This is a genomic window from Pseudanabaena sp. 'Roaring Creek' (assembly GCF_001402795.1).
Taxonomy (GTDB): domain Bacteria; phylum Cyanobacteriota; class Cyanobacteriia; order Pseudanabaenales; family Pseudanabaenaceae; genus Pseudanabaena.
On record NZ_LIRE01000030.1, the window covers coordinates 1 to 11,944 of the forward strand.

The 11,944-nt window shown below is 39.4% G+C and carries 13 protein-coding genes and 3 pseudogenes; 11 read left to right on the forward strand and 5 right to left on the reverse strand.

Annotated features, from left to right (window positions below):
* Window positions 1-40: 40 nt before the first annotated feature.
* From AC805_RS00815 to AC805_RS00855, 10 genes and pseudogenes are all read left to right on the forward strand, one after another.
* Window positions 41-808, forward strand: a complete 768-nt coding sequence (locus AC805_RS00815; RefSeq protein WP_055073651.1) for a DUF2778 domain-containing protein — start codon at window positions 41-43, stop codon at window positions 806-808.
* Window positions 809-823: 15 nt separating this feature from the next.
* Window positions 824-2,032, forward strand: a complete 1,209-nt coding sequence (locus tag AC805_RS00820; protein WP_082429366.1) for a WG repeat-containing protein — start codon at window positions 824-826, stop codon at window positions 2,030-2,032.
* Between the two features lie 83 nt (window positions 2,033-2,115).
* Window positions 2,116-2,992: pseudogene (locus AC805_RS27225) on the forward strand (Rpn family recombination-promoting nuclease/putative transposase).
* 68 nt (window positions 2,993-3,060) lie between these two features.
* Window positions 3,061-3,132: pseudogene (locus AC805_RS27230) on the forward strand (hypothetical protein); the annotation flags it as partial.
* On the forward strand, window positions 3,133-5,085 hold the full coding sequence (locus AC805_RS00830; RefSeq protein WP_055073653.1) for an RHS repeat domain-containing protein: 1,953 nt from the start codon (window positions 3,133-3,135) through the stop codon (window positions 5,083-5,085).
* Between the two features lie 20 nt (window positions 5,086-5,105).
* Window positions 5,106-5,663 (forward strand): hypothetical protein, encoded by a 558-nt coding sequence (locus AC805_RS00835; protein ID WP_055073654.1) that lies wholly within the window; start codon window positions 5,106-5,108, stop codon window positions 5,661-5,663.
* 247 nt (window positions 5,664-5,910) lie between these two features.
* Window positions 5,911-6,264: a hypothetical protein gene (locus tag AC805_RS00840; protein WP_055073655.1), complete on the forward strand. Its 354-nt coding sequence runs from the start codon at window positions 5,911-5,913 to the stop codon at window positions 6,262-6,264.
* A gap of 167 nt (window positions 6,265-6,431) precedes the next feature.
* Window positions 6,432-6,845: a hypothetical protein gene (locus AC805_RS00845; protein ID WP_055073656.1), complete on the forward strand. Its 414-nt coding sequence runs from the start codon at window positions 6,432-6,434 to the stop codon at window positions 6,843-6,845.
* Window positions 6,846-6,863: 18 nt separating this feature from the next.
* Window positions 6,864-7,286 carry a hypothetical protein gene (locus AC805_RS00850; protein WP_055073657.1) on the forward strand — a complete coding sequence of 141 codons (423 nt, stop codon included), beginning with the start codon at window positions 6,864-6,866 and terminating at the stop codon, window positions 7,284-7,286.
* A 104-nt stretch (window positions 7,287-7,390) separates the two neighbouring features.
* On the forward strand, window positions 7,391-7,951 hold the full coding sequence (locus AC805_RS00855) for a hypothetical protein (RefSeq protein WP_055073658.1): 561 nt from the start codon (window positions 7,391-7,393) through the stop codon (window positions 7,949-7,951).
* Between the two features lie 6 nt (window positions 7,952-7,957).
* On the opposite strand, the gene AC805_RS00860 is transcribed toward AC805_RS00855, so the two are convergent.
* The 4 genes from AC805_RS00860 to AC805_RS00875 all read right to left on the reverse strand — a co-directional run bounded on the left by AC805_RS00860 (window position 7,958) and on the right by AC805_RS00875 (window position 10,337).
* The gene (locus AC805_RS00860; protein ID WP_055073659.1) at window positions 7,958-8,380 is read right to left on the reverse strand and encodes a nuclear transport factor 2 family protein; all 423 of its coding nucleotides are present in this window, start codon (window positions 8,378-8,380) and stop codon (window positions 7,958-7,960) included.
* Between the two features lie 59 nt (window positions 8,381-8,439).
* On the reverse strand, window positions 8,440-8,982 hold the full coding sequence (locus AC805_RS00865) for a protein tyrosine phosphatase family protein (protein ID WP_055073664.1): 543 nt from the start codon (window positions 8,980-8,982) through the stop codon (window positions 8,440-8,442).
* 69 nt (window positions 8,983-9,051) lie between these two features.
* On the reverse strand, window positions 9,052-9,630 hold the full coding sequence (locus tag AC805_RS00870) for a pyridoxamine 5'-phosphate oxidase family protein (RefSeq protein ID WP_055073660.1): 579 nt from the start codon (window positions 9,628-9,630) through the stop codon (window positions 9,052-9,054).
* A 110-nt stretch (window positions 9,631-9,740) separates the two neighbouring features.
* Window positions 9,741-10,337 (reverse strand): glutathione S-transferase family protein, encoded by a 597-nt coding sequence (locus AC805_RS00875; protein ID WP_055073661.1) that lies wholly within the window; start codon window positions 10,335-10,337, stop codon window positions 9,741-9,743.
* Window positions 10,338-10,684: 347 nt separating this feature from the next.
* On the opposite strand from AC805_RS00875, the pseudogene AC805_RS00880 reads away from it, so the two are divergent.
* Window positions 10,685-11,416, forward strand: a pseudogene (locus AC805_RS00880) (rhodanese-related sulfurtransferase); the annotation flags it as partial.
* An 8-nt stretch (window positions 11,417-11,424) separates the two neighbouring features.
* Here AC805_RS00880 and AC805_RS00885 read toward each other — a convergent pair.
* Window positions 11,425-11,634: a hypothetical protein gene (locus AC805_RS00885; protein WP_231662382.1), complete on the reverse strand. Its 210-nt coding sequence runs from the start codon at window positions 11,632-11,634 to the stop codon at window positions 11,425-11,427.
* Window positions 11,635-11,944: the final 310 nt, after the last annotated feature.

An 11,944-nucleotide genomic window follows, 5' to 3' on the forward strand; every position in this document is an offset into this window, starting at 1 on the left:
TTCTTTGTTGCTTCCATAAGGCTGTCTTTGTTTTTGTATATTGACAGGCTATACCTTTGGGAGCTTTTTTCACCTTTTTTTATTGCCAAAAACTTCTCAAACACGCTCTAAGTGCACTGATAAATCGACTAATGATCCTTCTGGAAATATTGCCCCTCGTTCAAATGGTGGGAGTCTTTCTGATAATGCAAGATCTCCTAGGAATATCCAAGCTGTATTTGATTACAGATCAGCAATTCTAACTTTGAAAGATCGCGAAACTTCTGAGACACTGCAAATACAAGCTTTTTCAGGAGGAGGATCCGAAGAAAGATTTAGGAAGAACGGCAAAAAAGGAACAGTTCACGCTATTTTAGACACTGGCTATGTCAACAGACGAGATTTGACTCATATTAGAGACTTTGGCGGTGTTCCACCAAGAGTATATGATATTTTAGAATTTGCTATCGATCCTGACTATGGTTATCGCTTAGATCGTCATGATTCTATTCCAAGAGACGATATTGATCAATATAATGGCAGATTTGGATATCGACTTCATTCCTATGGGAATTCGTCAGCAGGTTGCGTTACTGTCAAAGAAGGAAATTATTTTGATAGTGATACAAATGAAGACGAAGAGACTAAATCTATAGCTAGGCGAGTAAGAAACTTTATCAATAGAAAATCTATTCTTGTTACAGATAATTTTATTCCAAAGCCCAATCCTCAAGATAATTTATCTGCTTTCAAGTCTTTTGGTAGATCAGTTTTGAACACCCTGACTTACCCAACGGTGAAAAAATTTGGTGAGCTTGTTGTTAAGTAAATTGAAGTCAATCCGATGAAAATTTTAATTAAGTTAGTTGTAATATTTTTGACATTACTTATTGTGATATTTTCTATATACAATACATTTGATAATCATGGAATCATTTCTATTAATAGGCTTGACAATATGTCCGAACAGAATTTGTTTAGAGTAAAAAATAAAGATTTTACAGGGTTCATAGATATAAATGGAAAGCCGATAATTAAAATTGAAAAATCGTCTCCATATCAATACTTAAAAGATGATTTTCATAATGGATTAGCACCTGTTTGTGAAAAGCCTTCACAGGAATTTCGCGAAGAAAATTGCGTGTTTATAAATAAAGAAGGGAAAATAGCTATATCTTCAATATTTTTTAATGTTGGGAAATTTAATAATGGATTAGCTCCAGTTAGGGTTGATAGTATTTTTTCAGTGAGAGCATATTGGGGATATATTAATGAGTCTGGATGGTTTGTAATTGGAGCGAAATATAGTAGCGATGCTAATGGATTTCCACGCAACTTTAGCGAGGGATTGGCAACCGTGCACACTTCTGAAAACAACGATGTAAAACTTGAAGTTATTGATACTAATGGAAAAGTAGTAATTCAACCAAGTCCATTTTTTGGAGATATTTACGAATTCTCAGAAGGTCTAGCTGTATTTGCTAATCGTGAAGAAAAATCAAAATATGGATTTATTAATACAAAAGGTGAAATTGTAATTCCTTCAAAATATTTAAGGGCAGATTCTTTCTCAGAAGGTTTAGCCGTAGTTTCAAATACAATTCAAGATGAATTTAAAGATCGTCGAAATTATGGCTATATTGATAAAGATCAAAATTTAGTGATTCCTTTCTTATTCGATCAAGCGTCTCATTTTTCAGGCGGATTAGCTGCTGTAGAATTAGACGGTAAATGTGGATATATCAATAAATTTGGTAAATTTGAGATACCTAATATTTATAGATATTGTAATTCTTTTTCTGAAGATTTAGCGGCAGTTAAAATTAAAGATCTTTGGGGGTACATTGATAGAAATGGCAAGTTAATTATTCCCTATAGATTCAGTAAAGCATTAAATTTTAGAGGAGGGCTAGCATCAGTAAGAGACCCAAGCCAAAGTATTGGAATCAAGAGTGAAGAATATTCTTATGACTATAATGATTTCGATGATGCAATTGATGCTTCTTATATTGATCGTAAAGGTATGTATGTATTTCAACCTAAAGTAGAGTAATTAATTTTCTTAGGATTGTTTCGAGTATAGAAGCCCGATCGCAAAAATCATGCAAACAAAGCCCAAAATGATAAAATCCAGCAATGAGCTTTGACAACACCTGCAAATTCCTCGCCGAAACCTTCCCCAGCGACTTCGCCAGTTGGCTATTGGGAAGTCCCATCAACCTCACCAAACTTGAACCATCCGAACTCCTGCTTGAACCAATCCGCGCCGACTCCGTTATATTTTTGGAATCAGCAGAACTAATACTCCATTCCAAACTGAGCCAAACAAAAACATCCCCTTCCGCATGGCAGACTACCGACTACGCCTATATCGCAAATTTCCAGAAAAACAAATCCATCAAGTCGTCATCTACCTCACCCCCAGCCAATCAACCCTAGTCAACGAAACCACATTTAGCATAGGTGAACTAACGCATCACTTCCAAGTCATCCACCTCTGGGAGCAACCCACCGAAACATTTCAGCAATACCAAGGCTTGCTACCGTTTGCCCCACTATCCAACACCAACAACCCCGAAGAAACATTAAGACAAGTCGCCCAACAAATCGAAAACATCACCGATAAAACGACCCAAAGCAACGTCGCAGCATCGACCGCTATAATATCGGGTATAGCGCTAAACAAAGAAATCATCCAAAGATTACTAAAGAGCGAAATTATGAAAGAATCAGTAATTTATCAAGAAATCTTGCTCGAAGGCATAGCCAAAGGCGAGGCTAGAGGCATAGCCAAAGGCAAAGCCGAAGGTTTAACGAAAGGTTTTTGACGAAAGGAAAGGCTGAAGAAAGAAACCAAATCGCCTTAAAAATGCTAAGTTCCAACCTTCCTGTAGAAGCGATCGCAGAATTCACAGGACTAACCCTAAAGCAAATCGAAAAGCTGCAAAAACTCGCTACAAAACAGCCTAGAGTGCGAAAAACTACAAAATCAAAGCGATCACCCCAAGTCTAATTAGAAAGATATTAGTATCATTACGCGATCGCCAAGCCAATCAAACGAGACGAGTCAGCATCAATAGCATTGGAGGTGAACTCACCCAAATCACCGATCCAGACAGCACCTACAGTTATACCTATGACCTTGATGGTAGGATGTTGTCCGTCAGTAACGAAGGGACTGCTAATCTTCCCAAGACGATCATGAGTTACAGCTATGACAATGTAGGCAATGTGTTATCGATGATCGACACCATCAATGGCAGTCTTGGTATCACGACTACCCGTGAGTATGATGCGTTGAATCGCTTGACTGTTAACGCTCAAGGCAATAAGCGGGTGGACTATGCTTACAATGCGATTAATCAAGTCATCAACAAATATCGATACAGTGACAATAATCTCGTTGCCGAGACAAATAACACCTACGACAATCTCAATCGCCTCACCAATATCACGCACAGCAATGGAACTGGTGCGATCGCATCCTACAGCCAAACCTATGATCAAGGCGACAGAATCACTGATGTCACTAGCAATGATGGCAGTTCTAGTTATACCTATGACGACACCAATCAGCTAGTTTCAGGTGAATATGATTTTCAAGACAATGAGAGTTATAGCTATGACAGCAATGGGAATAGAACTAATGATGGCTATGTCACGGGTGTAAATAATCGTCTCTTGGAGGACAATAAATATCTCTATGAGTATGACATCGTAGGTAATAGAACTAAGCGCACTGATAAATCGACTAATGAGGTGATGGAATATCGTTGGGATATTAGGGATAGATTGACGGGTATCACCGTTAAGAATGATCTTGGTGAGATTATCAGAACTGCTGAATATACCTATGATGTATACAATCAGCGTATTGCGAAGACAGTTGATACAGATGGAGATGGTTCTCTTGCTGCGGTGACGGAGCGCTATGTCTATGGTCGTGACCAGAATATCGATTTAATCTTTGATGAGAATGGGAATGTCAATCATCGCTATTTGTTTGGTAATGGTGTTGACCAGATTGAGGCGGATGAGAGTAATGGCAATGTTCGCTGGGCTTTGACTGATCATCTTGGTAGTGTGAGGGATATCGTTGATGATTCGGGTACGATGCTAAATCATATTGTTTATGATGCGTTTGGTGGTGTCACTAGTCAGACTGATGAGTCGGTGGTGTTTAGGTATGGCTATACGGCGAGGGAGTTGGATGCTGAGTCTGGCTTGCAGTATAACCGCGCTAGATATTTGGATTCCTTTACTGGGAAGTTTATTTCTGAAGATCCGATTAGTTTCAAAGGCGAAGATACTAATCTCTATCGCTATGTGTTTAATTCTCCCATTGGATACAATGATCCTTCAGGTTTGGCGGGAGTGAGAGCCGCAGTAGTAGGAGTGAGAGCCGCAGTAGCAGGAGCGAAAGCTATTGGATCGGGATCTGGATTGCTAAGTGGATTAGCTTTGATTGGGCGTTTTGTAGCTCCAGTAGCGGCATTCGCGACAACCTTCTTCGCATTTACGCAACCTACTGCTGATGACGATTATTTCCCCTCCAATCCTCAAGCATCGAAGAATATAAAGCCAGCCCCTACACCTTCTCCCAGTCCTAAACTAACACCAATACCTCAAGCTAATAAGAAACGAAATCCTAATCCATTTCCTACTCCCAATAAACCATACATACCCAATCCAAATATTTGTGAGGAGGATGATCCTAAAGGTGAAAATCAAATGATTGTACAACTGCAAAAAGGATATACAAACACTCATCAGGTTCCAGTGAGGAATAATTCAATAGTTGGAGTAAGAGTTAGTCAAATGAACAATGCTTTGTTAGAATTATTCTATACTTACCCTACAAAAGCGCCATGGTTTCCGAAAGAGAATGAAACAAGTTTCATAAGAGGTATGTCAGAAATAACTCAGTATATGGCTACAGTGCAATCTAACGGTGGTACTGATGACAGAGCAAGAACGCTTTACACCTATCAATGGGATGGAACAGGTGAGAATATAGCCAAGGGTTCACCAGACAAAGATAATAAAAGAAGAGAATATAGAGTTGAACTCGAAAATAAGCGAGGACGTAACTTGAGGTCATTTTAGAAATCAGATTATTCAAAACAATGAATCCATTAATTCTAGACTTGATAGAGCAGTTGAAGTCAAATAACGAAGACTCCATAGCTAATGCAATAGTTCTTTTTGCAGATGTATTTTTAATTAATAATACCAACATTGCATTGGAGACTCAAAAACAATTATTATCAGAGCCTTATTTATCTTTAAGATTTACTGAATCCCAGCAGAAGGATATTGTTAACGCGATCAGTGAAGTGTTGATTTTAAACCCAACTCCAAATTTAATGCCAATTATATGGGTACTGAGCAAAGTAACAGCAAGAATAGGACTCAGCGCTTTTCTAGATATACTTGCTAGACTTAGTAATTTTTCATATCTTATTGTTGATAGGCAAGACTATTTTCAGATTGAGAATACCTTTAGTAGATATTTTTATTTGTTAGAAGATCCTGAAGAGGGGAGATTCATTAGATCTACTATGGAATCAAAAAGTCCAGTTTTATTTTACAGAAAATTATTGGAGTCACAAAATCCTGAAATAGCCAACTCTGCGGAAGAGTCGCTAAAATTCTTTCGTGAAGAATTTGGTCTTATCAATTAAATTAGGACTTACGCAAAAATGACTTGGAACCCGCGTTTCATTCTTACTTTTCCTGTTATCTTGCGATCCCAGCTAAACCGACAATAAGGCTAATCCCACAAGCCTTCAAAAAAAGCTCAAAATGATAAAATCCATCAATGAGCTTTGACAACACCTGCAAATTCCTCGCCGAAACCTTCCCATCGGCTCGCCAGTTGGCTACTGCGGAGACAGCACCTACAGTTATACCTATGACCTTGATGGTAGGATGCTGGCTGTCAGTAACGAAGGGACTCCTAATCTTCCCACGACGATCATGAGCTATAGCTATGACAATGTTGGCAATGTGTTATCGATGACCGACACTATCAATGGCAGTCTTGGTATCGCGACTACCCGTGAATATGATGCGTTAAATCGCTTGACTGTAAATGCTCAGGGCAATAAGCGGGTGGACTATGCTTACAATGCGATTAGTCAAGTCACCAACAAATATCGATACAGTGACAATAATCTTGTCGCTCAGACAAATAACACCTACGACGATCGCGATCGCCTCACCAATATCACTCACAGCAATGGAACTGGTGCGATCGCATCCTACGCTCCATTCCTTCCATAGGTAAAATCGCCTCTTGCTTGTTGATAGGTTTATGATTGTCTATTCATTTCATAAAAAATGTGCTTTACATTTCATTAACGCATCCTACCAAACTGTTGGAACAGAACATTACTTCCAGAAAGATGTATTCTCTTTATTCAGGATGTCTAGATAGAGTGGTAAGATAGATGATTGGTGAATACAAATTAGCCAAGGTAAAAAATGGTGTTGGGTATTTTGCATATGTTTTTGTAGTAGTTGAACCCTCTTTAACGGGAGAAAACTTAATCGATCATATAGGACAACAGGTAGATAGAGAAAAGGGCGAGGTTAATTCAAGAACTCATAATGATTGGATTAGTGCGGCAATCGATGGTGTTTATCAAACCCTAGATCATCTTAAATCACTAACAAGTAGTGATAGTTACTTAGTAAAAGTCAGCAAAGTTATAGGAACTGAAGTTGATACTACAGAGGATTCCGTAAAAGTTGCTGCTTCGATTGCTACATGGAGAGCTATCAAGCCAAATTCCTCAGAGCCGATTCCTAAATTTGATCAACTTGAGAATATTTGGACTGTCGAATTTCCCTTACCTGTATAATTATTTCCCATATGTATTATGCTAAAAAAAATTCATAAGTCTTTATTCTTAAAGTTTCTATTCCTTATAGCTATTCTTATTCAATCATGTGGTGATATTACTTCAGGAGAGAAAGTACTTGTTGCTCCATCTGGGGTATACATCCTAAAGGCAACTGTCAAATCTAAAAATGATGACTCTCGTGAAAATCCCAGATACCTCTGGTTTGTATCAATACACGACAAACAGAATAACCTTATATATGAAGATAAAGATTCAGATTTTGTGGGTTATCTCAACATTAAGATTGCTTGGGATGAAAATGATAGAGCTTGGGTTTATAATACTGATAATTCTCAAATTTTTTTCTGGGAAAAAGTTTCCAATAAATGGATAAAAAACGATTGGGATGCAGACAAGACTAAAATGATTCAACGTAAAATTTATCCACCAAAATTTTAATAATTAAAAAAAAATACTATGAAAAAAATACTGGTATTGTCCACTTACAGGTAAAGTTGAAATAATAAGAGCCGCAGTCGAACGCAAGCAACTCTGTCAAGTTTATGGATAGAAAACTAAAATTAGACATTGTTTTTGTCATAGCATTATCTATTTTCCTCAACTCTTGCCAAGTTTCAATAAATCAGCCTACTGAAACAGATAGAAGATTACAGCGAGTTGAGCAACTGGAGCAAAAAGACGATTTATCGAAAGACGAGATTATTGAAATTCTTTCATTCGCAGCATTAGACAACAAGCTATTTCTCAGTCAAAGAGCATCAGGAGTACTTTCTTCATATTCAAGCTATGAAAACTTATACTTAATTGTAGACCAGCATCTTGCGAAATCTTCTAGTGAAAAGGAATTCAATCGTTCCTTATCTCTCTCTTTAGGTATGCTTATGGATTTAATCTCTATAGAATCTGGTAAGTCAGAGAGCACTGTCCCAGATCATCTCCTTGAAAACCATGAAAATTTTCATGATCTAGAAGTGCGCAAAAAAATAATTGGAGCTTGGTATGATTATTTGAGAAAAAAGAAATCCCAAATAAAAACTAGTGAATGGAATCAACGTCATAACATGTGGAAGCAACGCCAAAAAATTATACAGTCAAGCTTATGATGACAATTAACGCTCCCAGCGAAATTTTCGTTCTGACTCTTGAATTGGTAAATCATTGATGCTAGCAAATCGACGCATCATCAGACCATTTTCTGCAAATTCCCAGTTCTCATTGCCATAAGCACGATACCAAGAACCAGCTTCATCGTGCCACTCATACTCAAAGCGCACGGCAATCCGATTATCCATAAAGCACCAAAGCTCTTTCTTCAAACGATAGTCCAGTTCCTTTGCCCATTTGCGTTTTAGGAAGTCTCTGATCGCATCCCGTCCGTTCAAAAATTCCGATCGATTCCGCCATTCTGAATCTTCTGTATAGGCAAGGGCGACTCGTTCAGGATCGCGGGTATTCCATGCATCTTCTGCTGCCTGTACCTTGGCTTTGGCGGTTTCGAGCGTAAAAGGAGGGAGTGGGGGCTTAGTTTCCATAGTTTTTTTAATATTGATAGAAAGTTAATAGAAAGTTCTAAAATTTCAATGCCAAAATTTCAAGGCGAACTGCTGTAGGAGGCGATCGCATTTTCGATAAATTGCTGCCAAGTCTCGTTGGGATGCCAGATAGTCGTCATTAACTGATAGGCTTCTGGCTCTGAGACACCCATGATCAAGCGACGATAGAGATAAACAAACGCTGAAACCCGCATATTCATGGCACAGTGAACGAAGATCGGTCTTTCCCTATGCGCTTGCATCACATCACAAAACTTAGTAAAGTCAGCTAATGTAGGGCTATCCCAAACTACGGGAATATTAATATAATCCATTCCTAAACCACTAACGATCGCTGGTTCATTGGGCAAAGCATTGGAGGCATTGGGGGGCGCTAAGTTGAGAACCGTTTGATACCCTGCATGGTAAATCAAGGAGAATTCCTCAGCAGTTGGTTGTCCGCTTGTCGCCAATCGATCTGAGATATACCGATAGTTCAGAATATCATTTAAGCCTTTTTTGGGTTGTAGGCGAGATTTGACGATCTGCCATGTCGATCGCCCATACAAGACAATATTACTCAAAATGCTTTTAATTTTCATGTTTTGAAAATTTGTGTAGGGTACAAAACCATAGGGATGATTGGCGGCGTAAAGCGCCGCCAATCATCCCTATGGTAGAAGATCTTCTAATTCATGGATTTTTGCCAGCAGCACATCCACCTCTGCTTGGGAATAGCGCATAGGAATATGTTGTGGACAATTCCAATCCCAACCCTCAATCTCAAATACGATTGCGCGTTCTACTACTGCTGCATAACTGGGATCTTTTACTTGCGAGAGAATTGTAGGATCGTTTTCGACAATGCGAGCGCGTCCGAGAATCTTGAGGCGGCGACGGTGGCGATAATCCATCAAAAATAAAAAGGCTTTATCATTTTCCGAAAGATTCCCTACGGAAATATATTGAACGTTACCGCGAAAATCGGCAAACCCCAGAGTTCGCTCGTCAAGAATCTTTAAAAATCCCGCCTTACCACCACGAAACTGAATATAAGGATACCCATTGGCAGTGACCGTACCAAGGTAAAAGCCCTCCATACTAGCAATAAATTCTGCTATGTCGGGAGTAACGGTATTGTTATCGGCACCCTGATCGACAAAGCGCTGGTAATTCTCGCGAGAACCCATTCTCTCTTGCATTGCTCGTACTGCTGGAGTAAAAGCGATCGTACCAAATTGACGGGGCATAATTTAACTCCTCATGAATTAAGAGAGCAGAATAAAGAAAGCTTGTAATACAGCTTTACTCGTAGATTGCGATCTAAGACTAACAGAGATTGCCAAGATTCTATTCATCGTTATGCCATTGGAATATAGCCTGAAAGCTCTTTAATTCTTTCCATCCAATTTAGGATGTTAGAATAAGGTTCGATATCGATTTTACCATCTTTAGCGAGCGAAAGGTAAGGATAGATGGCAACATCTGCAACTGTGGGGCGATCGCATTCTAGCCAATGTCTCTCACTTAGATGCCGATCGATCTGCTGAAGAATGAAAATTGACTTTTGTGTGGCTCGTTCGATATTAATATTCGTTCCTGCCCCAAACAAATGGAACAGCCTTGCACTCTCAGGACCTTGGCGCACTTCACCTGCTGCCGTTGATAGCCAGCGCATTACCCTTGCCATCAGCAGAGCATCCGTCGGGAGCCATTGCTCGCCACCGTATTTTCGCGCCAAGTAAACAAGGATAGCCTGAGCATCCGCCAAATTCGTATTCCCATCCACCAGTAGAGGCACTTGCCCAAAGGGATTCTTTGCCAAATACTCATCTGACTTTTGTTCACCCTTCAGGAGATCGACTCTAACCCATTCATAATCAAGGTTGAGTAGCGACAGCATCAAGCTTACTTTGTAACAATTACCCGATATTTCGTGACCGTATAGCTTAATCATAGTTTTTTAATGGCGAGTTTTTAACGGTGAGAAGGAACGAGGAAATTTGTTTTATGCCGTTCATTCAGTACGAAATTACTATACCGAACGAACGGTACAATTGTCAATAGATACATTAAACTTTTGGATAGGGGTAGCTAGGCGCAATTAAACATAAAAATCAAAAAGCCTGTAGTACTTGTTGTGCGTGCATTACAGCAAAAAAAGCTTAGTCAAGCTTTCTCTGGCAAATGTTGTATATTGAAATGATGCTTTAGTAAGTTTGTGAGTAAATGAGTAGGATCAAGCAAATAAATCGTCTGCAAGCACAAATTATCAACAACACCCAAGGTCATGTTCAAGAAAATATAGAACTTGGCACGGAACTTGGCACGGAACTTGGTACAGAGCTTTGCGTAGTGGCAGCTTTCTACCATTTCACAGACTTGCCAGATTATGAATCGTTGCAGGCTCCCCTCAAACAGTTTTGCGCCGATCGCCAATTAAAAGGCACAATCCTTTTAGCGAAGGAAGGAATCAACTCGACGATCGCAGGTAGACGTGAAGCTATCGATGCTCTATTAGCTTATCTGCGGAGCGATCCGCGCCTTCAAGATTTGGAGCATAAAGAATCTTATTGTCAGGGGATTCCATTTCAACGTATGAAAGTCCGCCTCAAAAAAGAGATTGTAACTTTAGGCGTTCCCGATATCGATCCCAGACACCGAGTTGGGAAATACGTGGAGCCAAAGGATTGGAATGCCTTAATTGCCGATCCTGAGGTGATTGTAATCGATACGCGCAATACCTACGAAGTTGAATTCGGTACGTTCAAGGGTGCGGTCGATCCGAATATAGAAGTCTTTGGACAATTCCCTAACTACGTCAAGGAGCAACTCGATCCTGAAAAACATCAAAAAGTTGCTATGTTCTGTACGGGAGGGATTCGTTGTGAAAAGGCTAGTGCCTATATGTTATCGCAGGGCTTTAGGGAGGTATATCACCTGAAGGGTGGCATTCTCAAATATATTGAAGAAGTTCCGCCAGAAGAAAGCGTTTGGGAAGGAGAATGTTTCGTTTTTGACGATCGTGTTAGCATTGATAGAATTTAGCAGGGATTGACGATTAACTCGTTGGGAATGACGACCCAAACGCAGTACTTGTTAGCGTCGGGTACGATCAAGATTGCCATGCCCAAGTCTAGATCTCTTCGGCATCCTGCAATGGCATCGGTGAGGCTGTTATAGGCTTTATCGATGACAAAGATTTTGCCTAAATACATAATTGCTTTTTCGGTACCAGCGATTGTATTAATCATGATCGAGCGAACTTGGTTTAGGGAATTAAGAATCATGGCGTTAGTAGGATTGTTAATGAGATTGTTAATGAGATTGTTAGTGCGCTAAAGGTATTTCTCTATGGTTATGAGTATCGCTTTAAAATTTTTTTGCTGTTGCGATCGCAAATCTTCGATCCTGTGATGTTGATGTTGTAAAAATGCGATCGAAATCACAAAAAAACCCGAAGAAGATCGCTAATTTTTAGTCCATTCGAGTTAAGCTGGCAAGTTTTAAAAGCCCAAAAGTAAAAGCCTTGCGTAGCAAGGCTTTTACTTTTGGGCTTTGAGA